Here is an 18,687-nt window from a genome sequence, read left to right as displayed (position 1 = left end):
CCCGTCCGGGCGTCCATCCCGCTAACTCGCCCTGGGCACATCCGGACACCAGCTGCACCAGCAGTCTCAGGGCGGGCCTCGTGAGCGTGTCGGGGCTGCCCAGGCCGCTGCCGGAGTGCCGCCGCTGCGCCGCACCCATGCCGCGCGCCGTCTGGCGCACCCGGAAGGTGTGCGCCGCCTGCGCCACCCCCGCCGAACGCATGGCCGCCGTGCAGACCGCGCACGACCTCGAGCGGGCCCAGGCCGCGACCACGGTCCGCGTCAACGGCCGCATCGAGGCTCTGGCCGCCAAGCGCGCGGCGCGCGCCGCCCGGTCCCCATGACCGGCCCCTGACCCGGTCGCACCACCACCGCACACGCACCGAAGGGGGAACGAACAGCCATGCCCACCCACCGTCACACAGAGCGACCACCAGATAGCCGCGGGTGCCGACGGATGCCCGCGGCAGGCGACACCGCCCACGAACAACTGGTCGACCAGCTCCTGCCCATCGCCGCCGAACTCGTCGGCACGGTCCGCGACTACGGCCCCGACGACGTCGCCGCCGTCCTCGCCCGCGTCCCCGCCGGCCGCCACGACGCCCTCGCGGTCGTCCTCGCCGCCATGGTCGACCCCGACCGCAGCCCCGCCGAACTCCTCGCCTGGCTCGACGGGCCGACCCGCTCCCGGCCCTTCACGCCCGACCGCTACAACGTCAAGAAGCTGTCCGCCGAGGCGCTCGGCCGGCGCGGGGAACGCCGCGCCGAGATCGCCCGCCTCAGCGCGCTACGCGTCCCCGCGCACGAGATCGCCCGCCGCCTCGGCATCACCACCCGCTCCGTCGTCCGGCACCGCACCGCCATCCGCGCCTCCAACGAGGTCGCCTGATGCCCGGCCTCCCCTGGGTGCGCATGGACACCGGGCTGCCCTCCCACCCCAAGACGCTGGCGCTCCTCAACGACCCGTCCCCGAAACGGTGGCAGGCCGCGGCGTCGGTCCCGTTCGCCATCTGCTGGGCCGGTGAACACGGCACCGACGGGTTCATCCCCGCCACCGCGCTGCCGTTCATCCACGCCACCAAGACCACCGCCGCGCTGCTCGTCAAGCACGGGTTCTGGCACGCCGTCGAGGGTGGCTGGCGGATCCACAACTTCGAGGTCCGCCAGGAGCTCGCCGTCGTCACCGCGGCCAAGAAGGAAGCGCAGCGCGTCGGCGCGCTCAAGGCCAACTGCAACCGGTGGCACGGGCCGTCGTGCTCGTGCTGGCAGGACAACGCCGCGGTGACCCGGTGAAGTCGCAGATCAAGCGGTGCATCGCCTGCCACCAGGTCAAGGTCCTCGGCGACTTCAACCGCCACCCGACGAGCGTCGACGGCCGGCAGGGCCAATGCCGCGCATGCGAGTCCGAGGCGGCCCCCCGCCGCCGGCACGGCATGACCCGCATGGAGAAGGCTCAGGCTGCCCTCGCCCAAGGTGGCTGCCTGACCTGTGGCACGAACGACCCCGGGCCGAAGGGCTGGGTCGTCGACCACGACCACCTCTGCTGTGGCCCGGTGAAGTCCTGCGCGCGGTGTCGCCGCGGCATTCTCTGCGGTCGCTGCAACACGGCGCTCGGGATGGCCCAGGACGACCCGGAGTTGCTGCGCCGACTTGCCGATTACCTGGATCGGCACCGACGACTCACCGCCGATCACTCCACCGATCGCTGAACCGGCTCAGTCCAGCGAGTCAGTCCACTGACTCAGTTCGCGGACTCCCAACGAACGGACGGACGGACTGACGGAGACGAGATGGTCACCAAGAGTGCTCATCTTGCGGAACGTAACGCGCGAGCCCCCGAGAACCGCCCCCGCCCGGACCAGGAAGTAACCCCGTGACCATCACGCCCGCCCGCCAACCCGCGGCCGTCGCCCGCCGCCAGCTCCTCCGCGACCGCTTCGCCGAACTCCTCACCGAATGGGGATCCCCCCACGCGGCCGAGCGCGCCGCCCACCTCATGGACGCCGTCGACGACGCCGGCTTCACCCTCCCGCCGGCCCTCGACGACGCCCCGCCGCCACCGTCGCACTCCACACCCGAAGGGCGGGCCCGCGCCCGGCAGCTCTTCGAGGAGACCCGCGCCGCCCACGCCGGCGACACGGCTGCCCGCGGCGTCCACCAGTAGGCGACGGAACGTCCACCAGTCCGATACGCTGAGCCTCACCCGCAGGTGAGGCCCCACCTGAACAGGAGAACCACCCGATGTTGACCACCATCATCGGCGCCCTCACCGGCGCCGGCATCGCCCTCGCCTTCCTGGTGGCGCTCGCCGCCCGCAGCGCCCGCGCCACCTGCCCCTGCGGCGGCTGCCAGTGACCGGCCCCCGCGACCTCCTGGACCAGCTCGACGCCGCGCACGAGCGGTGGCGCACCGGCGGCTGGGCCGCCTTCGAGGCCGGCATGTACCTCCCCCGTGCGGTCCCCCAGCTCACCGCCGCACTCCGCGCCGCGCTCGACCTCGCCGATGAGATCGAACACTGGGGCCACCGGTTCGGGATCGCAGCCGCGAAGGACTCGGCTGTGAACGACCTGGCCGCCTTCGCGGCGCACGAAGACGCGAGCATCGTCCTACGCGAGCAGGCGGACCGACTCCGCAACGCCATCGCCGCCGCCCTCAGCCCGGCCCACCCCATGAACACTCCAGCCCCGGTGAACCAGCCGTGAGCGGCGAGGTGCCGACGACGGAGCAGCTGCTCGATGCCATCGCCAGCGCCCTGCGGGCCCGCGATCTGCACGCGGTGAGGTCGCTGCTCCACGCCCTCGCCGTCCGGGATCCGCACGCTGCGCAGACCGTCCTGGACGCGATCGAGATGGCCGAGGCGGTGGCCCGGTGAAGTGCTCGAAGCGGAAGAAGTCCGGCGACCCGTGCGGCGCCCAAGCCGTCGACGGCACCGACGCCTGCATCCGGCACGCCGGCCGCCCCGCCGCCGAGCACAAAGCCAAGGGCGCCGTGGTGGTCGAGGTGTCCCGCTGGGGGCTGGGCGACGAGACCCTCGACCCCGGGATCACGCTGCTGCGGTTGATGACGCAGTCGGTGCGCCGGGCGGAGCTGTACGGGCAGCTGCTGGAGGAGGCGTACGACGCCGCCGAGCGGCTCCGCGCTGCCGACAGCATGGGCGAGGAGCTCCCGCCGAACGCCGACACGGGCGCGGACCGGGACCGGGCCGCCCAGGACCTGGCGCGGGTGTTCGCCACCGGCGGTGTGGCCGCCCTCATCGGGCACACGTACGCCGCCGACAAGGAGGGCGGGGTGTTCGCCACCGGCGAAGCCATCCGCGGCCTCGTCACGCTGGAAGCGCAGGAGCGGGACCGGGCCGCCGCCATGGCCACCAAGGCCGTCGCCGCCGGCCTTGCCGAACGGCAGGTGCAGCTGGCCGAACGGCAGGGGCAGCTGGTGGCGGAGGTGATCCGCGGGGTGCTGTCCGACCTGGGCCTGGACGTCGCCGACCCCGGGGTGGTGCGGGTCGTGTCCGCGCGGCTCCGCGCGCTGGGCGAGGCCGCATGACCGCCCTCGACCTGTGCCCGTGCGGGCACGTGGCCGCCATCCACGGCCCCGACGGCTGCGTCGCCGCCACCGGCTGCGACTGCACCACGCCCGCCACCTGCCGCCGCTGCGGAGACACCACCGCAGCCGGCTGCGAGGACTGGGAGTGCCACCAGGGCTGGGGACCGGCATGACCACCCCCGCCCCGCGCCCACCAGCGCCCCCGGCCCGGTGCTACCGCCACCACATCTGGATGGCCGCCTGCCCGGACTGCGCCACCGCCCACCGCCGCGAAGGAGCCCGACCGTGAACGACGACAAGCCCGCCATCGACCGCATCAACCTGCGTGCCCACACCGGCGACCACACCGTCAGCCTGGACCCGCCGCGTGGAACGGACGACCGCGTGTACCTGTCGATGGCCCCGGACAGCCCGCTGACCTACGGCTACGAGGACGCCGGGACCTACCTCGACCGCCAGTCCCTCGGGCGCCTCCTGCACTGGCTGCAGACCGGCGAGGCGCTGGACCGCGACGACCCGCGCATCCCCGAGCCCTTCGGCGGCTCCCGGTGACCGCCGTCCTGTGGCTGGCGCTGCTGCCCGCCCGCGCCTGGACCGCCAGCTGGCTCGCCGTGTGCGCCGCCGCCTACGTCGCCGCCGACCGCGCCGGCCTCCTCGCAGTGCCCACCTGCCCCGTGTGCCAGCTCGCCGCCGGGCGGCACGACGACACCTGCACTGTTCCCGCCACCGAAGGAGACGCAGCGTGAAGCCAACCCCGGCGCAGGTCGAGGACGACAGCCGGTGCGACCGCTGCACCGCCTACGCCGTGTGGTCGATCCAGAACTACGAAGGCGGCGACATGCAGCCGATCGTCCGTTGGTTTGCCTGCGGCCGACACCTCCACCAGGTGCTGACCGAAGCCGACTGGGAGGTCGACGCGGTACAGGTCATGGACCTGCGTGGCCCCTCGTGGGAGCTGTCGTGACCGCCGCTGACCGGGCCCGCGTCCTCGCCACCCTCCGCGACGGCATCAACGAGCAGGTGCCCGCCGCCCTCGCCGAACAGCAGCGGCGGGAGGAAAAGCGGCTATGGCCCAACGCCCCATGGCCGGGATGCCTCAAGTGCGGGCGGTCTGAGCAGTGGCACCGTACGAGCTACTGCAAGCCGCGGAACCTCGACGGGTCGCGCCGGTGACTCCCGACGGCATCACCCACGAGCTCGCCCAGGTGCTGTACCGGGCGCACGCCGACGAGCCGCACGCCGCCTCCCGGGCGCTGCAGGACGCCGCCGCGCTGACGGCGACGGTGGAACGCATCGCCCGCGAGCACGCCGCCGACAAGCTCAACGAGGCCGCCGACGATCCCGGCAACGCCTGGACCCGGCACCCCGCCTTCGTCACCCGTAGCTCACTGCGCGCCCGCGCCGCCGCCCTGTGGGGTGACACGTGACCGGCGACCGCATCCGCCAGCGGCTCGCCGAGGCGCTGGCATGGATTGACGAGGTGCAGGTGGCGCTGCCCGGCGACGCGATCGACCGGGCCGCCGCCGCGCTGGAGCAGACCGTCCGCGCCCTCATCGCCGAGGCCGAGCAACGAGGCCGCGACTCCGTCGGGCTCGGGGACTTCCTGCCCGACCCGTGCGGCGAGGAAGAGCGAGCCCCCGACTGGCACTTCGCCGAGACCTACGGCGACTGGCTCGACTGCACGCTCCGTCGCGGCCACAACGGCGACGAGCACGAGCACGGACCGAGCGGCTTCACCTGGCCCGTGGCTGCCGCCGCCTTCCGCGCCCGAACCGAGGAGACGACATGACCGGCCAGCCCGACGACGGCCCGCTGGACGGGTTCGCGACCTGGCAGGAGCAGACCGCCGCGCTCGAGGACATGGCGAAGGCGGCAGGGCTGGACGGCGAGCCCTGCGGCTGCCGATCCGCCTACGTGCACGACCACGGCTGCACGAAGTTCGCCCGCGCCGCTGTCCCGGTGGGCGACGGCGCACCCGGCGACGAGCTCCGCGAGCGCATCGCCCGCACGATCTGTGAGTCAGACGGTGTCGACTGGAACCACTACCTCACCGGGGAACTCGACCTGCACTCCGACTACCGGGCGAACGCCGGCGCACTGCTGTCCGGGCCGCTCGCCCCGACGCTCGCCGCCCTCGACCGCGTGCGGGCGCTCCACCACGACGGCGCCGACTACGACGCGTGCGCCTCCTGCTCGTTCGGGTTGACCGACGACTGCCCGACCGTCCGCGCCCTCGGGGGCGACACGTGAGCGCCACCGCCGTCACCACCCCGCTCGACCAGCGGCTCGCGCAGGTCATCGACCGCTGGGTGTACGCCGGCGGCCTCCACGGCCCGCACGACGCCGCGCTGCGCGTCCTCGCCGACCCGCAGGTGTCCGCCGCACTGGAGGCCCTGCCCCGCCTCGCCGCCCTCGACCAGCGCCACCAGCCCACCGCCTGGGCCGGCAGCGAGAACAGCCAGGTGTGCGACGGCTGCCGCAAGGCCTACCCCTGCCCCGACAGGCTCCTGCTGGACGGAGAGACCCCGTGAGCGCCATCGAACTGACCATGGACGACGTCGACCGCGACCCGGATGCGCTGCACGCCTGGCTGCGCGCTCACGACCTGGAGCCGAACCGCACCGCCCCCGGCGTCGTGATCCGCGACGGCGTCATCACCGCCACGCTGTACGTCGTCGACGAGCAGGGCCGGAAGGTCACCGACCGCGACCCGTACACCAGCGAGATCCTCGGCGTGAAGCAGGAGACCGTCGAGGTCCCGCTGCGGGAGCCGGTGCCTGACGGCCTCGGCACGGTGATCCCGTGACCACCGAGCTCGAGCACGACACCGCCGTGTGCGCCGCCGCCACCTGTACCCGCCCAGCCGGGCCCGGCCACAGCCTGTGCCGTCCCGACGCGGAGAAGCTCGGCCAGTGGCTGGCACAGCTGTTGGACGAGGTCGCCATGCTCGACGCCACCCCATCCATGGCCGGCCGGGAGCCCGGCACCGGCGGCCCCGGCGGCCTCGCCTCCCAACGGTCCGTCGGCAACCTCGACGTCATGGTGCTGCGGACTCCGCGGCGTGGCACCGGCCGTATCGCCTACGACGACGCCGACGAGTGGGGCCTGGACGCCACCCCCTCGGTCCTGGACACCCTCGGGTCCTACGCCGCACTCGTGCGCGACGCCCGGCAGCTGGTGCGACCCACGCAGGCCCTCGCCTACCGGCGCCGCGCTGCCCCGCCCGGGCCGGTGTGCGACGTCGACGCGCCGCCGTGCGGGCACCACACCTGCGAGGTGTGGACGTTCCGCGCCGTCGTCACTCCCCGCCTCACCGTGGCCTCCGAGCGGCGGGTGCTGGCCGACCACCTGGGCTGGGTGCTCGCGCAGGACTGGGCCGGGGAGTTCTACGACGAGATGCGCGCCCTGTGGGGGCTGCTGCGCGCGGCCAACGGCCGGCCCCGGCCGCAGGGGCGGGCGCGGTGCCGGGAGACCGTCGGCGGGCAACCGTGCGGCGGCACCGTGCGCTGGGACGCCGGGACCGCCACCTGCGGCACGTGCGGGGCCTCGTACACGGGGCTGGACGTGCTGCGGCGGCACGGGGCGGTCGCGTGAACCCCTGGAGCGCACTGGCCCCCTTCTTCGCCGCCGTCAAGCGCGCCGCCGCCCCACCGGCCGAGGTGACCGCGTTCGCCCTCGTCACCCACCCGCCCCGGCTGCGGGTGTGGCGCAGCTGGGACCCCTGGGCGGAGGACTGGGGCTGCTGGATCTGGGAGGTCCACAGCGCCGACCTGTTCACCTGCCACGCATCCGGAAGCGCCGGCACCCACGGTGAGGCGCTGGCCGTTGGCCTGGCCGCGCTCGAGCAGGAGCTGGCACGCGGCAGGATGAGGTCATGAGTGACGACCTCGCCGACTTCCGCGACGAGTGGCGATGATCCGCGCCCTTGCCCTCCTCGTCCTGGCCGCCGTCCTCGCCGTGTGCGCCTCCTGGGGGCTGCTGGTGGGCGGGCTGCTCGGCTGGGCCATAGCGGCGGCGGCCGCCGCCGGTCTGGTCCGAATTTCTGGGGAGGTCCTCCGTGAGTAGCTTCTACGCCGACCGGCCGGACTTCCGCGCGGAGTGGCGGCCATGAGGCGCGGCCGGGCGCTGCTGCCCCACCCCGAGCCGCAGTACGACGACACCGGGCGCACCGTCGTTACCCGGCAGCTCATCGTGTTCACCACTGGCGCGCACATCTCGTGGGTGCGCCGGAATCTGCAGCCGGTCGCCTGCCACACCGGCACGCGGGCGCCGCTGTACGACGTGGACGACGCGAAGATTAAACTGGCGACACGCGCACAGCGCGCGACTTGACGCGCACGCACAGTTGCGACACCATCATGCGCACTGGCAGAGCTGTGTCCACAGCCGCCGCAGAACCCTGGGGATACGCAGAGCGACCCGGGGTTTCTTGCTGTTCGGGGGGCCTCCCGGACAGCAGCCCCGCCCCGGGGGCACGCGCCGAGCGCCACCGCAGACACACCACAGCAGCGCTGCGAGTCCGCGCCCACGTCCCCCGGGGCCACAACGTCCCCCGCCGACTTGGGGAGCGCCCGGAGCGCGAGTGATGCGGCGGTGGCCGGCACCGATCCTCGGGCACTCAGCGGTAGGTCACGACCTCGGTCGGCCCGCTGGCGCGATCGGGCTTCGTCAGCTGCGACACCCGCTGGTGACTGATGCCGGCCAGCTGACCAATGTCGCGAGCCGGCAGGTTCGCGGCCTGCAGCTCGTGCACCAGCCGGCGCTTTTCGGACTGGGCTCGCGCCGTCGCCTCCTCGGCTTCCCGGCCGAGGGAAGCAGCGCGCTCGCGCAGCTCGTCCAGCTCGTCGGACACGTGCGCCTCGACGGTCACCGACACCGTCGAGGGGTCGACGTCGTTCATCGAGGCGACCAGGTCGCACGCCATGTGCTCCACCTGGTCCAAGCGGCGGGCTTGGGTCCAGCCGACGCCGGGAACCTCGATGGCCCACCACCTGCCCTCTCGTCGGGCGATGGCCCGGTACTCGCTCACTGCAACCACCCCTTCGGCTGGCACTCGATCTGGCGCTGGATGCTGCCGACGACTCCGGCGGTGATCTCGCGGTGTCGTGGGACGGCCGTGGTGTGCTGGCCGCAGGGGCAGGCGTACACGGTGTGCTCGCCCCCTTCCCGCAGGAACGTCGCGCCGATGGCCTCCAGGTGCTTGATGACCTCGCGGCGCTTCATCGGCTTCGGCATACGTTAAGTCTAGCGCAGTAGCCACGTCAAGTCTAGGTGTCTAGACAACTTTCGGAGACGGCCATGTCCACACTCCGCACCCCCCGCTGCTACCGCCACCACGTGTGGATGGCGGCCTGCGACGACTGCCGCGCCGCCCACCCGGCGCCAGCCGGGTGAGCATCCCCAGCCCCCGCCCCCGTGACGTGCTCACCGCCGAACTTCGGCGGATCCACGACCGGCGCCGCGCCATCCAGAACGAAGTGCTCGACCGGCTCACCCAGCTCGACGCGCTCGACCGGCGCATCGGCGGCCTCCTCGACGAACTGGCCGACACCCTGCGGCCGACCCGCTGACAGAGGGGGGCGCGCCCGTGGCCGCCCCCGCCTGGCTCGACGCCGCCATCGCCGCCTTCGAGCAATCGCCCGGGCCCCGCTGGCAGACGCCCGGCGAGCTCGCCCGAGCCATCAACCCGGCCACCGTGCAGACCCCAGCCCTCGACCTCATCGACACCGCGCTCGTCGACGTGCTCAACACCCCCGACGGGCGGCTCATCGTCACCATGCCCCCGCAGGAGGGGAAGTCCACCCGGGTCGCCGGCGAGTTCCCCACCTGGGTGCTCACCCACAACCCCGAGACGCGCATCGTCGTCGCCTCCTACGGCCAGGGCCTGGCCACCCGCAACGGCCGAGCGATCCGCAACCGCATCACCAGCCACCCCGAGCTCGGGCTGTCGATCGCCCCGGACAACGGCGCGGTGCACGAGTGGACGCTGGCCGGCCACCAGGGCGGCGTGCTTTCGGTCGGCATCGGCGGCGGGCTGACCGGCCGCCCCGCGGACCTGATGGTCATCGACGACCCGATCAAGGACCGCAAGGAAGCCGACTCCGCGGTGTACCGGCAGGGCGTGTGGGACTGGTGGACCGACGTCGCCTCCACCCGCCTCGCCCCCGGCGCGCCCGTCGTCATCATCCTCACCCGCTGGCACGAGGACGACCTCGCCGGCCGCCTCCTCGCCGCCGAGGACGGCCACCTGTGGCGGGTCCTGAACATCCCCGCCCAAGCCGACCACATGCCCGAGAAGGGCGAGACCGACCCGCTCGGCCGGGAGCCGGGCGAGTTCATGCTGTCCGCCCGGGGCCGCACCACCGCCCAGTGGCAGGCCATCAAGGTCCGCTCCGGCGCCCGCACCTGGGCGTCGCTCTACCAGGGCCGCCCCGCCCCGGCGGAGGGCGCGCTGTTCAAGCGCGACCAGTGGGCCCGCTACGACACCCCGCTCGCCGTCGAACGGGACGACGGGTCCATGTGGGTGCCGCTGTCGGACGGCGACCAGGTGGCGCAGTCCTGGGACCTGGCGTTCAAGGGCACCGACGGCGCCGACTACGTCGTCGGGCAGGTGTGGCTCAGGCGGGGCGTTCACCTGTACCTGCTCGACCAGGTGCGCCGCCGCATGTCGTTCACCGAGACCCTGACCGCCGTGAAGGCGCTGTCGGCGCGGTGGCCGCAGGCGCTGGCGAAGTTCGTCGAGGACAAGGCCAACGGCCCTGCGGTGATCAGCATGCTGGCGCGCACCGTGCCCGGCCTCATCCCGGTGGAGCCGGAGGGCGGCAAGGTGGCCCGCGCCAACGCCGCCTCCCCATTCGTAGAGGCCGGCAACGTGCACCTGCCCACCGCCGAGCTGCTGCCCAACGTCGACGATCTGATCGAGGAGGCCGCGGCGTTCCCCAACGGCGCCCACGACGACGCCGTGGACGCGCTCACGCAGGCGGTGAACCGACTGCTGATCAGCCCGCTGCTGTTCGGCGACGACACCGACCCAGGCGACGAGTACGACGACGAGCTCGACGCCGAGATGCGGATCAGCCTGTATTGACGAGGAGGGCAGCCGCGTGGGCCTCCTCGACTACTTCCGCTCCCCCGAGCCCGTGACCGAGGCGTCGGTGCCACTCGCCGAGCACGCCGCCCTGGCCAACCAGCTCGAGGTCGTGCAGGAGTCCCTCGCCGGCCTCGAGCAGCTCGCCCGCGAGGACGCCGGCTGGCGCAAGCTCGGCATGGAGCAGGCCCAGTCGTTCACCCGCGCCGGGCTGCTCACCATCCACTCCACCTGCCTCGCCGCCTACGTCAAGTCGCCGCTGATCGGGCGGGGGCTGCGGATCCGCCGCAACTACGTGTGGGGCCGCGGCTGCGAGGTCGCCGCCCGCGACGCCGACGTCAACGAGCTGCTGCAGGCGTTCCTGGACTCCCCCGACTACCAGCGCACCCTGGGGTCCGCGCAGGCCCGCGAGGAGCGGGAGACCGACCTCGGCGTGCGCGGGGAGTTCTTCGTCCTCGCCGTGCACGACCCGGCGGCGCGCACCGTGCGCCCCCGCATGGTGCCGGCCGCGCAGATCGTCGACTCGATCGCCAACCCGAACGACTCCACCGACGTCTGGCTGTACAAGCGGCAGTGGACGGCAACGGTCACCGACCTGCGGTTCGTCGGCCCCGACGGGCGGGTCGCCGCCCCGCAGCGGGTGACCCGCACCGAGTGGCACCCCACCCTGGAGTACCGGCCCGCCCTGCGCGAGCGGGTCATGCTCATCGGCACCGAGCCGGTGCGCTGGGACCAGCCCATCCAGCACTGCGCCGTGAACGCCGTGACCGACGCCCCATGGGGGATCCCGGACACGTACGCGGCGCTGGACTGGGCGCGCGGCTACGCCGACTACCTGTCGTCGTGGGCCGGCCTGATGAAGTCGCTGGCGCGGTACGCGTACAAGGCGACCGCGCCGGCGAAGCACGCCCCGCGGGTGCGGGCGGCGCTGCAGCAGGGGCGGGGCACCAACCCGGTCACCGGGGAGGCCACCGATCCGGTCGGGGCGACCGCGCTCATGTCGCCGGACGCCGCGATGGCGCCGATGCACTCGTCCGGGGCGACGATCAACGCCGACTCCGGCAAGCCGCTGGCGGGCATGGCCGCGGCGGCGCTGGACGTGCCGTTGACGATGCTGCTGGCCGACCCCGGCACCACCGGGGCGCGGGCGGTGGCGGAGACGCTGGACCGGCCGCTGCAGCTCACCACCGGCTCCCGGCAGCAGCTGTGGACCGACTGGCTCAAGGCCCTGTTCGCCCACGTGCTGCTCGTCGCCGCCGAGGACCAGGTGCTGCCCGGGGACGTGGAGCAGGTGGGGCCGGCCCGGCAGGCGCTCACCCTCACCGGTGACGCCGACGCCACGGTGGACGTGACGTTCCCCCCGGTCGAGGACATGCCGCTCAAGGACCGCCTGGAGGCCCTCGGCCTCGCGGACGACCTGGGCACGGTGCCGCCGCTGATCCTGGTGCGGCTGGCGCTGGAGGCGCTCGGCGTGGAGGACGTCGACGAGGTCCTCGACGACCTCACCGACGACGACGGCGACTTCATCGACCCGCGGGTGGCCGCCTCGGTGGCGGCGGTGCAGCGCGAGCGCAACGGGGCGCCCGGCTCGCAGGCCGCCGAGGCGTACCGGTGAGTATGACAATGGCGGCCCGCGCCAAGGTGCGCGCGGCGCAGGCCGCCATCCGCGAGCACGTCGCCACGACCAGCGCCAAGCGGCAGCCGCAGCGGGAGCGGCTCGGCGCCCGCTAGCCCTGCTTCACCACGGCCGAGATCCAGTGCCCGGCCGCGTAGACCGCGATCTGATCGGTCGTCCGCTGGTAGTGGGCTTCGCTGAACACGTGCAGGATGCCGTCCTTGATCCCGAAGGACTCCCCGTTCTCGTACGAGTCCGTCAGGACGGACGTCGAACCGGGCTTCGGAACCTTCACCTCGACCGCCACGCGGTCACCCCTCTTTCGTCTTCCGGTCGCCGGGTGCGACCGGTCCGCCGCGCACCGTAGCGGCATCCCCCGACAGACCCGGGAGGCTGCGTGCCGGTCACCGCGCGCACGCTGCGGCTGATGCGCCGCCTTGTGCTCGACCTGGACGCCGTCACCGACGCCCAGCTGCGCGAGCTGACCCGCGCCTACGTGGACGCGTGGGATGCCGTCGTCGGTCAGCTCACCGCCGCCCTGCTCGACCTGGCCGACGAGCCGATCACCCAGACGAGGCTGCTGCGCTCGTCCAAGGTCGCCTCGGCGCTGCAGGCCATCGCCGACAGCCTCGACGGGTTGGCCGCCCAGTCCGCGGTCGTCATCACCGATGGGGCCGGGCAGGTCACCAGCATCGCGGTCGAGGCGCAGGCGGCCATCGCCGGCAGCCAGCTGCCCCGCCAGTTCCCCGGCAACCTGCTGTCCACGGTCAACAGCGACGTGATCGACACGATCGTCGCCCGCACCAGCCAGCAGATCACCGCCCGCACCCGCCCCCTCGCCCAGGCCGGGCAGGAGGCGGTGCGCACCGCGCTGGTGCGGGGCGCGTCGGCCGCGGACAACCCGGTGAAGGTCGCCCGCGACATGGTCCGCCTCGCCCGCGCCGGCGGGGTGGACCTGCCACTCACCCGGGCCATGGCCATCAGCCGCACCGAGCTGAACGACGCCGCCCGCGCCGCCACCATGGCGTGGGGGCAGGCCAACAGCAGCACGCTGCAGGGCTGGGAGTGGCTGTCCTCCAGGTCCGCGACCACCTGTCCCGCCTGCTGGGCGATGGACGGCACCATGCACGAACTCACCGAGACCGGCCCGGATGGTCACCCCAACTGCCGGTGCACCCGCATGGTCCGCACCAAGACCTGGCGCGAACTCGGCCTCGACCTCGACGAGCCCGCCGGCCTCGCCCGGCTCTCCGCCGAGGACCACTTCCGCGGCCTGCCCCGCGACCAGCAACTCGCGATCATGGGGCCCGGCCGGCTCAAGGCGCTCGACGACGGCGCCCCGTGGTCGTCGCTGGCCACCGAGAAGCCGAACGCGGACTGGCGGCGCTCGTTCCAGGTCACCCCCGCCCGGGGCCTACCCGTCGCGCAGGTCGCCTGACGCGGGCTGCACCGCCGTCGCCGGGCAGTCGGCGCACTCGTACTCGCGCCACGCCCCTCGGCCGTCCAGCACGGCGCGCACCAGCAGCCACCGGTGCTCACACACCTCGGGCTCGCCAGCGTCCATCCCCGACACCGTAGAGAGGAGACGCCGTGCTGCCCACAGTCGGCCGCGTCGTCCACTACCGGGCGAAGACCCGCGGCTACGTGCTGCCGGCCATCGTCACCGTCAGCGCCGACAGCCTCGACCCCACCGGCGTCGAGCTCGGCCACATCCCGCCGCTGTCCTCGGACACGCACGTGCACCTGCACGTGATGACCGCGGGCGCGCAGGTGCAGTACCAGGAGTTCGACGTCCCCCAGGGCGACGGCCCCGGCACGTGGAACTGGCCGCCGCGGGTGGGTGGCTGATGCCCGAGCAGCTCACCGAGACCCGCGCCGAGCACGCCCTCAGCGAGGCCACCGGCTCCAGCGTCGCCCTGGAGCTCATCACCCCCGGCTGGGGCTCCTCCGGCTACTACAGCCCCGCCGTGCTCGAGGCCGCCGGCCGCGACCGCGTGTTCCCCGCCGGCACCCACATGTACATCGACCACCCGTCGGCCTCGGAGGACCGGGACCGCCCCGAGCGGTCCGTGCGCGACCTCGCCGCCGTCCTCACCACCGACGCCACCTGGAACGGCACCGCGCTGGTCGCCGAGGCCCGCGTGTTCGGCCCCTACCAGCAGCTGGTCGCCGAGATGAAGGACGTCATCGGCGTCTCCATCCGCGCCTCCGGCGACGTCGAGATCGGGGAAGCCGAGGGCCGCCGCGGGCGCATCATCACCAGCCTGGTCCAGGCGACCTCGGTGGACCTGGTGACCCGCGCCGGCCGCGGCGGGCGCATCGCGCAGCTGCTGGAGTCCGCCCGCCCCACCCGCGAGCACCTCGCCGAGGCCCGCAACGTCGGGCAGTGGGTGGAGGCCGCGATCCACCGCAGCTTCACCGTGCTCGCCGACGACATGTTCGGCGACGGCCGCCTGACCCGCGAGGAGCGCATCGCGCTGTCCTCGGGGATCGGCGACGCCCTGGCCGCGTTCGTCGCCTCCCTGGAGGCGAACGCACCGCAGCTGTACCAGCGCGACCTCTGGGACGAGCCGACCGCGCCCGCGGTCACCGAAGGGGCGTTCGCCCCGACAACCGAGTCACACGGATTGGAGGGCCTCGTGCCCGAACTGACCGAGGCCGAGGTCACCGCGCTGCGGGACCAGGCCGCCCTGGCCGAGGCCGCCCAGGCGCGGGCCGATGCCGCCGAGGCCGCGCTGGCCGAGTCGAACGCCCGCCACGCCGCCCGCCCGAAGGTGGCCGCGAAGGTCGCCGAGTCCAAGGCGCTGGCCGGCCGCGCCCGCACCCAGGCGCGCGTCGTCGAGTCGATCGTCGCCGCCCTGCCCGTCACCGACGGCAGGGTGGCCGACGAGGCGCTCACCGCGGCCGTGGAGGCCGCCGTGGCCGACGCCGAGGCCGAGTTCGCCGACATCGCCCCCGCCGTGCCGCAGCCGCTGTTCGGCACGTTGGGCTCGGTCACCGAGGCCCACCGCGGCCACACGCACGACGGCACGACCGGCGGCGGCACCCAGATCACCGAGTCCGACATCGACAGCGCCGTGGGCTCCGCCTTCGGCCGGAAGGTGAGCTGACCATGCGCAACGAGCGCTTCCGCGACGCGGACCGCCTCTCCCTGCCCGTCCCCGCTGACACCGCCTCTGGTGTCGGCGTGATCGTCGGCTCCCTGGTTGGCGTCACGGCCACCGCCGAGGGCGAGGGGGGCAACGCCGACGGCTACGCCACGGTCTGGATGAAGGGCGCGTTCGACCTGCCCGTCACCGGCGCCATCACCGCCGTCGGCACCCCCGTTTACATCCCCCCGACCGGCGGCGCCGTCACCGCGACCGCCACCGGCAACACGCTGTTCGGCTACGCGCTGGCCACCAAGGGCACCGGCGTCGGCACCATCCCCGTCAAGATCGCCCAGGTCTGAGGAGCCCTCACGTGACCACCACCGTCATCGAGTCCTTCGGGCTCACCGAGTCGCTCACGATGAGCGGCACCTCCCCCCTGGTGCGGCGCCAGTACTCGCCGCAGCGTGCCGCAGCGATCGTCGAGGCCGCACGCCTGTGGGACCGCGTCTGGACCAAGGGCGACCCCCGCGCCGCCCTGGCCGTCCAGGAAGCCCTGTCCACGTCCGACCTGTTCAAGTCAGCCACCGGCGACGTCCTCGACCGGGAACTGCTCGCTCGCTACGGCGACGTGCAGACCCAGTGGGCGTCGATCGCTTCCCGCACCACGGTCCGGAACTTCAAGCCGAAGAAGATGGTCGACCTCCTCGGCGGGCGCACCGTGCTCGACGTCGTCCCCGAGCTGTCCGAGTACCCGACGGCCGACTACCTGACCGCCGAGTACCAGATCAGCGTGCGGAAGTTCGGTCGCCGGTTCGGCTACTCGTGGGAGGCGTCGGTCAACGACGACCTCGACGAGCTGCAGCAGATCCCTGGGCAGTACGCCACCGCCGCCGCCCTGACCGAGGAGCGGGCCGCGTTCGACGCCCTGTTCAACGCCGTCACCGGCGCCCCGAACGCGGGCTTCTTCCGCAACCACGCCGGCGACGCCATCCCCGGCCCGGACACCACGCCCACGACGCTGGCGCTGACCAGCGACAACTTGCAGACGGCGATCACCGCGGTCCGCAGCCGGCGGGACCCCGAGGGCAACCCCATCCCGGTGTCCGGTCGGCTGCTGCTGGTCGTGGGCCCTGCTCAGGAGATCGCCGCCCGGCGCATCCTGGAGGCCACCGAGGTCCGCACTACCGTCGGCTCTCGCACCACCCTGGAGCCGAACCCGCTACGGGGCGTCGTGGACCTGGTCGTGCTGGAGCGCCTGCCCGGCACGGCGTGGTTCCTGATCCCGGCCCCGACCGCTGCCCGCCCCGCGCTGGCGGTCGCGTTCCTGCGCGGCTGGGAGACCCCGGACCTGCGGGTCAAGGCCGACGCCGGGAACCGCCTCGGCGGCGGCCCGGCGGACCCGGCGGACGGGGCGTTCGAGGACGACTCGGTGTACTTCCGGGTCCGGCACGTCGTCGGCGCCGCCTCGCTGGACCCGACCCACACCTACGCCTCGACGGGCGCCGGCGCCTGATGATCCCGCGCCCGGCCACCTGCCCCCGCGGGTGGTGGCCGGGCGCGGCGCACGCCTGACGCCGGGGCGACGCCCGGTCCCCCGAGGGCTCCGCTTCGCCCGCTGTACCGCCGGTAAGGCCGTTCGCGGGGCTCCACAGGGGGTGCCTTCGCCCCGTGCCATGAACGCGTCCTGCGCCCCGGCGTCACTCCCCCTCGCCCGATCAGGAGGCTCCCCGTGGCCGCGACCCCCGAGCAGCAGGTCCGCACCCTCACCGGCCTGGACGCCACCGAGCTGACCGACGACAACATCGTCGCCCTCCTCGAGGTCAACGGCGGCATCGTGAAGCTGGCCGCCGCCGGCGCGCTCGAGGTGCTCGCCGGGCAGCTGATCACCGCGGTGCAGTCCGACGACATCAGCCTGGACGGCTCCAAGCGGGCCGCGGTGCTGATGGCCCGCGCCGGGCGGCTGCGCGAGCAGGCCGCCGCCGAAGCCGCGGACGCCGACGACGGCTTCTTCTTCGACGTCGTCACGCCCGGTGCCGCCTGGCCGGAGCTGACCGAGCGGGGCCCGTGGTGACCATGCTTCCCGCGCACCGGCAGCTGCAGCAGGCGATGGCGGCACTGACCGCTGCCCGCGGCGAGCAGATGGTCGACGGGTGCTTCGTCACCCGCGGCCCCGACCCGGGGCAGACCCCGGAGCTGGACGCGGCCGGCAACGTCGTCGCCACGCCGCCGGTGACGGTCTACGACGGGCCGTGCACCCTGTTCGACCCGCGGGGCGCGCAGCTGGCCGGGCGCACCGCCAACGACCAGGCCGGGGTGCCCAACATGCGCGGGGTGAAGCTGCCGCACTCCGCGGACCTGCGCCCCGGGGACCTGCTCACCGTCACCGCCGCCGCGTTCTCCCCCGGCCTGGTGGGCGACGTGTTCGTCGTCCTCGGCGAGGAAGAGCGCACCTACGCCACGCACCGCCGCTACCTGCTGAGGGGGTCGTCGTGGCTGTCGCCGGAGGCTGGGGCGTCGACGGCGCCCGGGAGCTGATCGCCGCCCTGGAGAAGGGCGTCGCGCAGACCGAGGCGCTCATGCGCGCGGTCGTGGAGAAGTCCGCCACTGACCTCGTGGCCCTCACGCAGCGCAACGCGTCGGGCCGGCCGGGGCCGAACGCGCCGACCGGGGACTACCGCGGCTCGTGGCGCGTCGAAGAGGTGGACGAGGCGGACCCGTCGGCGGTGTCCCGCTCGGCGGGCACGGACCGGGCGCAGGCGAACCGCCTGGAGTACGGGTTCGTCGGCACCGACAGCCTCGGCCGCACCTACGACCAGCCGCCGTACCCGCACCACGGCCCGGCGGTGGACGTCATCGAGCCACTGTTCGAGGCCGCGATGGGGCAGGTCGCCGACCAGGCGGTCCGCTGGTGACCGCACCCGCCCTCTCCCCGCCCCTGGACCAAATCACCACCGCCCTGCTCGGCCTGCTACGCGGCACCGGCCGGGACGTGTGGGACGGCGCCTACGGCGGCGACCCGACCCAGCCCGCCTACCCGTACGGGATCCTCTACCGCATCCCCGGCGGCTCCTCCGACGCCACCCCGGACCTCTCCGGCACCCCGCGCACCCAAACCGTGCCCTACCAGGTCACGACGGTGTCCAACCTGCGCAACCAGTGCGAGCACACGGCCCGGCTGTTCCGCGACCGCCTGCTCGCCCGCGCCCCCGGCGGCTTCCTCCACCCACTGCCCACGCTCGACGGGTGGGCCTGCGTCGACCGCCGCCCCGACCCCGCCATGCCCGGCATCGACCGCGCCGGCGACCACCCCACCGCCGTGTTCTCCCCTGCCCGCCCGCTACCTGCTCACCATCACCCGAGCCTGAGGAGCC

General features: G+C 73.8%; 38 protein-coding genes. 34 read left to right on the top strand and 4 right to left on the bottom strand.

Features of this window, described 5'->3' with window-relative positions:
- The first annotated feature begins 80 nt into the window (after nucleotides 1-80).
- The 22 genes from CNO22_RS10855 (at nucleotide 81) to CNO22_RS10765 (ending at nucleotide 7,854) form a co-directional block, all read left to right on the top strand.
- Nucleotides 81-323: a hypothetical protein gene (locus CNO22_RS10855; protein WP_157936901.1), complete on the top strand. Its 243-nt coding sequence runs from the start codon at nucleotides 81-83 to the stop codon at nucleotides 321-323.
- 113 nt (nucleotides 324-436) lie between these two features.
- Nucleotides 437-868 (top strand): hypothetical protein, encoded by a 432-nt coding sequence (locus CNO22_RS10850; protein ID WP_100499384.1) that lies wholly within the window; start codon nucleotides 437-439, stop codon nucleotides 866-868.
- Nucleotides 868-1,272 carry a hypothetical protein gene (locus CNO22_RS10845; RefSeq protein WP_100499383.1) on the top strand — a complete coding sequence of 135 codons (405 nt, stop codon included), beginning with the start codon at nucleotides 868-870 and terminating at the stop codon, nucleotides 1,270-1,272. The genes CNO22_RS10850 and CNO22_RS10845 overlap by 1 nt, the downstream gene beginning before the upstream one ends.
- The gene (locus CNO22_RS10840; RefSeq protein WP_100499382.1) at nucleotides 1,269-1,688 is read left to right on the top strand and encodes an endonuclease domain-containing protein; all 420 of its coding nucleotides are present in this window, start codon (nucleotides 1,269-1,271) and stop codon (nucleotides 1,686-1,688) included. Before CNO22_RS10845 ends, CNO22_RS10840 begins: the two co-directional genes overlap by 4 nt.
- A 164-nt stretch (nucleotides 1,689-1,852) precedes the next feature.
- Complete coding sequence (locus CNO22_RS10835; protein ID WP_100499381.1) at nucleotides 1,853-2,143, top strand: hypothetical protein; 291 nt, start codon at nucleotides 1,853-1,855, stop codon at nucleotides 2,141-2,143.
- Nucleotides 2,144-2,330: 187 nt separating this feature from the next.
- The gene (locus CNO22_RS10830) at nucleotides 2,331-2,681 is read left to right on the top strand and encodes a hypothetical protein (RefSeq protein WP_100499380.1); all 351 of its coding nucleotides are present in this window, start codon (nucleotides 2,331-2,333) and stop codon (nucleotides 2,679-2,681) included.
- On the top strand, nucleotides 2,678-2,851 hold the full coding sequence (locus CNO22_RS27625; protein WP_157936900.1) for a hypothetical protein: 174 nt from the start codon (nucleotides 2,678-2,680) through the stop codon (nucleotides 2,849-2,851). The genes CNO22_RS10830 and CNO22_RS27625 overlap by 4 nt, the downstream gene beginning before the upstream one ends.
- Nucleotides 2,848-3,522, top strand: a complete 675-nt coding sequence (locus CNO22_RS10825; RefSeq protein ID WP_100499379.1) for a hypothetical protein — start codon at nucleotides 2,848-2,850, stop codon at nucleotides 3,520-3,522. Before CNO22_RS27625 ends, CNO22_RS10825 begins: the two co-directional genes overlap by 4 nt.
- Nucleotides 3,519-3,695, top strand: a complete 177-nt coding sequence (locus CNO22_RS27620) for a hypothetical protein (protein WP_157936899.1) — start codon at nucleotides 3,519-3,521, stop codon at nucleotides 3,693-3,695. Before CNO22_RS10825 ends, CNO22_RS27620 begins: the two co-directional genes overlap by 4 nt.
- Nucleotides 3,696-3,807: 112 nt before the next feature.
- A complete protein-coding gene (locus CNO22_RS10820) occupies nucleotides 3,808-4,074 on the top strand; it encodes a hypothetical protein (protein ID WP_100499378.1) in 267 nt (88 codons plus the stop codon).
- Nucleotides 4,071-4,268, top strand: coding sequence for a hypothetical protein (locus CNO22_RS10815; RefSeq protein WP_100499377.1), 198 nt, complete (start codon nucleotides 4,071-4,073; stop codon nucleotides 4,266-4,268). The genes CNO22_RS10820 and CNO22_RS10815 overlap by 4 nt, the downstream gene beginning before the upstream one ends.
- Nucleotides 4,265-4,486: a hypothetical protein gene (locus CNO22_RS10810; RefSeq protein ID WP_100499376.1), complete on the top strand. Its 222-nt coding sequence runs from the start codon at nucleotides 4,265-4,267 to the stop codon at nucleotides 4,484-4,486. The genes CNO22_RS10815 and CNO22_RS10810 overlap by 4 nt, the downstream gene beginning before the upstream one ends.
- Nucleotides 4,483-4,695: a hypothetical protein gene (locus CNO22_RS10805; RefSeq protein WP_100499375.1), complete on the top strand. Its 213-nt coding sequence runs from the start codon at nucleotides 4,483-4,485 to the stop codon at nucleotides 4,693-4,695. Before CNO22_RS10810 ends, CNO22_RS10805 begins: the two co-directional genes overlap by 4 nt.
- Nucleotides 4,692-4,949 (top strand): hypothetical protein, encoded by a 258-nt coding sequence (locus CNO22_RS10800; protein WP_100499374.1) that lies wholly within the window; start codon nucleotides 4,692-4,694, stop codon nucleotides 4,947-4,949. Before CNO22_RS10805 ends, CNO22_RS10800 begins: the two co-directional genes overlap by 4 nt.
- Nucleotides 4,946-5,311 (top strand): hypothetical protein, encoded by a 366-nt coding sequence (locus tag CNO22_RS10795; RefSeq protein WP_100499373.1) that lies wholly within the window; start codon nucleotides 4,946-4,948, stop codon nucleotides 5,309-5,311. Before CNO22_RS10800 ends, CNO22_RS10795 begins: the two co-directional genes overlap by 4 nt.
- Nucleotides 5,308-5,772: a hypothetical protein gene (locus CNO22_RS10790; protein WP_100499372.1), complete on the top strand. Its 465-nt coding sequence runs from the start codon at nucleotides 5,308-5,310 to the stop codon at nucleotides 5,770-5,772. Before CNO22_RS10795 ends, CNO22_RS10790 begins: the two co-directional genes overlap by 4 nt.
- A complete protein-coding gene (locus CNO22_RS10785; protein WP_100499371.1) occupies nucleotides 5,769-6,053 on the top strand; it encodes a hypothetical protein in 285 nt (94 codons plus the stop codon). The genes CNO22_RS10790 and CNO22_RS10785 overlap by 4 nt, the downstream gene beginning before the upstream one ends.
- Nucleotides 6,050-6,328, top strand: a complete 279-nt coding sequence (locus tag CNO22_RS10780) for a hypothetical protein (protein WP_100499370.1) — start codon at nucleotides 6,050-6,052, stop codon at nucleotides 6,326-6,328. Before CNO22_RS10785 ends, CNO22_RS10780 begins: the two co-directional genes overlap by 4 nt.
- Nucleotides 6,325-7,116, top strand: a complete 792-nt coding sequence (locus CNO22_RS27615; protein WP_157936898.1) for a hypothetical protein — start codon at nucleotides 6,325-6,327, stop codon at nucleotides 7,114-7,116. The genes CNO22_RS10780 and CNO22_RS27615 overlap by 4 nt, the downstream gene beginning before the upstream one ends.
- The gene (locus CNO22_RS10770; RefSeq protein ID WP_100499368.1) at nucleotides 7,113-7,400 is read left to right on the top strand and encodes a hypothetical protein; all 288 of its coding nucleotides are present in this window, start codon (nucleotides 7,113-7,115) and stop codon (nucleotides 7,398-7,400) included. The genes CNO22_RS27615 and CNO22_RS10770 overlap by 4 nt, the downstream gene beginning before the upstream one ends.
- A 34-nt stretch (nucleotides 7,401-7,434) precedes the next feature.
- Entirely contained in the window at nucleotides 7,435-7,587 is a 153-nt protein-coding gene (locus CNO22_RS27610; protein ID WP_157936897.1) for a hypothetical protein, read from the top strand.
- A 42-nt stretch (nucleotides 7,588-7,629) separates the two neighbouring features.
- Entirely contained in the window at nucleotides 7,630-7,854 is a 225-nt protein-coding gene (locus CNO22_RS10765; RefSeq protein WP_157936896.1) for a hypothetical protein, read from the top strand.
- A gap of 286 nt (nucleotides 7,855-8,140) precedes the next feature.
- Here CNO22_RS10765 and CNO22_RS10760 read toward each other — a convergent pair whose 3' ends face one another.
- Together CNO22_RS10760 and CNO22_RS10755 are read right to left on the bottom strand one after the other, a co-directional pair.
- Nucleotides 8,141-8,551 carry a HicB family toxin-antitoxin system gene (locus CNO22_RS10760; RefSeq protein ID WP_100499366.1) on the bottom strand — a complete coding sequence of 137 codons (411 nt, stop codon included), beginning with the start codon at nucleotides 8,549-8,551 and terminating at the stop codon, nucleotides 8,141-8,143.
- A complete protein-coding gene (locus CNO22_RS10755) occupies nucleotides 8,548-8,757 on the bottom strand; it encodes a type II toxin-antitoxin system HicA family toxin (protein ID WP_198588244.1) in 210 nt (69 codons plus the stop codon). The genes CNO22_RS10760 and CNO22_RS10755 overlap by 4 nt, the downstream gene beginning before the upstream one ends.
- Before the next feature lie 185 nt (nucleotides 8,758-8,942).
- Here CNO22_RS10755 and CNO22_RS10750 point away from each other — a divergent pair, with 185 nt between their 5' ends.
- Genes CNO22_RS10750 through CNO22_RS10740 form a run of 3 tightly spaced genes read left to right on the top strand, consistent with a single transcriptional unit; the run spans nucleotide 8,943 to nucleotide 12,224 of the window.
- Entirely contained in the window at nucleotides 8,943-9,092 is a 150-nt protein-coding gene (locus tag CNO22_RS10750) for a hypothetical protein (protein WP_157936895.1), read from the top strand.
- Between the two features lie 17 nt (nucleotides 9,093-9,109).
- Nucleotides 9,110-10,609: a phage terminase large subunit gene (gene terL / locus CNO22_RS10745; protein WP_198588243.1), complete on the top strand. Its 1,500-nt coding sequence runs from the start codon at nucleotides 9,110-9,112 to the stop codon at nucleotides 10,607-10,609.
- A 16-nt stretch (nucleotides 10,610-10,625) separates the two neighbouring features.
- Nucleotides 10,626-12,224 carry a hypothetical protein gene (locus tag CNO22_RS10740; RefSeq protein ID WP_100499364.1) on the top strand — a complete coding sequence of 533 codons (1,599 nt, stop codon included), beginning with the start codon at nucleotides 10,626-10,628 and terminating at the stop codon, nucleotides 12,222-12,224.
- Nucleotides 12,225-12,336: 112 nt separating this feature from the next.
- Here CNO22_RS10740 and CNO22_RS10735 read toward each other — a convergent pair whose 3' ends face one another.
- The gene (locus CNO22_RS10735) at nucleotides 12,337-12,531 is read right to left on the bottom strand and encodes a hypothetical protein (RefSeq protein WP_100499363.1); all 195 of its coding nucleotides are present in this window, start codon (nucleotides 12,529-12,531) and stop codon (nucleotides 12,337-12,339) included.
- A 90-nt stretch (nucleotides 12,532-12,621) separates the two neighbouring features.
- Here CNO22_RS10735 and CNO22_RS10730 point away from each other — a divergent pair, with 90 nt between their 5' ends.
- Nucleotides 12,622-13,662 (top strand): phage minor head protein, encoded by a 1,041-nt coding sequence (locus CNO22_RS10730; RefSeq protein ID WP_100499362.1) that lies wholly within the window; start codon nucleotides 12,622-12,624, stop codon nucleotides 13,660-13,662.
- Here the strand turns inward: CNO22_RS10730 and CNO22_RS27605 are convergent.
- Nucleotides 13,639-13,788 (bottom strand): hypothetical protein, encoded by a 150-nt coding sequence (locus CNO22_RS27605; protein WP_157936894.1) that lies wholly within the window; start codon nucleotides 13,786-13,788, stop codon nucleotides 13,639-13,641. The two genes, CNO22_RS10730 and CNO22_RS27605, sit on opposite strands and share 24 nt — an antisense overlap.
- A 26-nt stretch (nucleotides 13,789-13,814) precedes the next feature.
- Here CNO22_RS27605 and CNO22_RS10725 point away from each other — a divergent pair, with 26 nt between their 5' ends.
- From CNO22_RS10725 to CNO22_RS10690, 8 genes are all read left to right on the top strand, one after another.
- Nucleotides 13,815-14,072: an HIT family protein gene (locus CNO22_RS10725; RefSeq protein ID WP_100499361.1), complete on the top strand. Its 258-nt coding sequence runs from the start codon at nucleotides 13,815-13,817 to the stop codon at nucleotides 14,070-14,072.
- Nucleotides 14,072-15,334 carry a hypothetical protein gene (locus tag CNO22_RS10720; protein WP_157936893.1) on the top strand — a complete coding sequence of 421 codons (1,263 nt, stop codon included), beginning with the start codon at nucleotides 14,072-14,074 and terminating at the stop codon, nucleotides 15,332-15,334. The genes CNO22_RS10725 and CNO22_RS10720 overlap by 1 nt, the downstream gene beginning before the upstream one ends.
- A 2-nt stretch (nucleotides 15,335-15,336) precedes the next feature.
- The gene (locus CNO22_RS10715; protein ID WP_100499359.1) at nucleotides 15,337-15,675 is read left to right on the top strand and encodes a DUF2190 family protein; all 339 of its coding nucleotides are present in this window, start codon (nucleotides 15,337-15,339) and stop codon (nucleotides 15,673-15,675) included.
- An 11-nt stretch (nucleotides 15,676-15,686) separates the two neighbouring features.
- A complete protein-coding gene (locus CNO22_RS10710; RefSeq protein ID WP_100499358.1) occupies nucleotides 15,687-16,829 on the top strand; it encodes a phage major capsid protein in 1,143 nt (380 codons plus the stop codon).
- A 216-nt stretch (nucleotides 16,830-17,045) separates the two neighbouring features.
- A complete protein-coding gene (locus CNO22_RS10705) occupies nucleotides 17,046-17,387 on the top strand; it encodes a hypothetical protein (RefSeq protein WP_100499357.1) in 342 nt (113 codons plus the stop codon).
- Nucleotides 17,388-17,389: 2 nt separating this feature from the next.
- A complete protein-coding gene (locus tag CNO22_RS10700; RefSeq protein ID WP_232806949.1) occupies nucleotides 17,390-17,851 on the top strand; it encodes a DUF6093 family protein in 462 nt (153 codons plus the stop codon).
- The gene (locus CNO22_RS10695; protein ID WP_100499355.1) at nucleotides 17,806-18,228 is read left to right on the top strand and encodes a hypothetical protein; all 423 of its coding nucleotides are present in this window, start codon (nucleotides 17,806-17,808) and stop codon (nucleotides 18,226-18,228) included. Before CNO22_RS10700 ends, CNO22_RS10695 begins: the two co-directional genes overlap by 46 nt.
- A partial coding sequence (locus CNO22_RS10690) for a hypothetical protein (RefSeq protein ID WP_157936891.1) occupies nucleotides 18,225-18,687 on the top strand: 463 nt, incomplete at its 3' end. The genes CNO22_RS10695 and CNO22_RS10690, both read left to right, overlap by 4 nt.

It is taken from the genome of Geodermatophilus chilensis, from assembly GCF_002802985.1.
GTDB lineage: Bacteria > Actinomycetota > Actinomycetes > Mycobacteriales > Geodermatophilaceae > Geodermatophilus > Geodermatophilus chilensis.
Note: the sequence above shows the minus strand (reverse complement) of the source record. Positions and strands in the feature narration are given on the sequence as shown.

What these genes read in the sequence shown, in the direction of transcription:
- CNO22_RS10850 (WP_100499384.1), top strand. Translation starts at nt 437, where the DNA reads ATGCCCGCGGCAGGCGACACCGCCCACGAACAACTGGTCGACCAGCTC.
- CNO22_RS10845 (WP_100499383.1), top strand. Translation starts at nt 868, where the DNA reads ATGCCCGGCCTCCCCTGGGTGCGCATGGACACCGGGCTGCCCTCCCAC.
- CNO22_RS27620 (WP_157936899.1), top strand. Translation starts at nt 3,519, where the DNA reads ATGACCGCCCTCGACCTGTGCCCGTGCGGGCACGTGGCCGCCATCCAC.
- CNO22_RS10790 (WP_100499372.1), top strand. Translation starts at nt 5,308, where the DNA reads ATGACCGGCCAGCCCGACGACGGCCCGCTGGACGGGTTCGCGACCTGG.
- CNO22_RS27610 (WP_157936897.1), top strand. Translation starts at nt 7,435, where the DNA reads ATGATCCGCGCCCTTGCCCTCCTCGTCCTGGCCGCCGTCCTCGCCGTG.
- CNO22_RS10765 (WP_157936896.1), top strand. Translation starts at nt 7,630, where the DNA reads ATGAGGCGCGGCCGGGCGCTGCTGCCCCACCCCGAGCCGCAGTACGAC.
- CNO22_RS10755 (WP_198588244.1), bottom strand. Translation starts at nt 8,757, where the DNA reads ATGCCGAAGCCGATGAAGCGCCGCGAGGTCATCAAGCACCTGGAGGCC.
- CNO22_RS27605 (WP_157936894.1), bottom strand. Translation starts at nt 13,788, where the DNA reads ATGGACGCTGGCGAGCCCGAGGTGTGTGAGCACCGGTGGCTGCTGGTG.
- CNO22_RS10720 (WP_157936893.1), top strand. Translation starts at nt 14,072, where the DNA reads ATGCCCGAGCAGCTCACCGAGACCCGCGCCGAGCACGCCCTCAGCGAG.
- CNO22_RS10715 (WP_100499359.1), top strand. Translation starts at nt 15,337, where the DNA reads ATGCGCAACGAGCGCTTCCGCGACGCGGACCGCCTCTCCCTGCCCGTC.
- CNO22_RS10700 (WP_232806949.1), top strand. Translation starts at nt 17,390, where the DNA reads ATGCTTCCCGCGCACCGGCAGCTGCAGCAGGCGATGGCGGCACTGACC.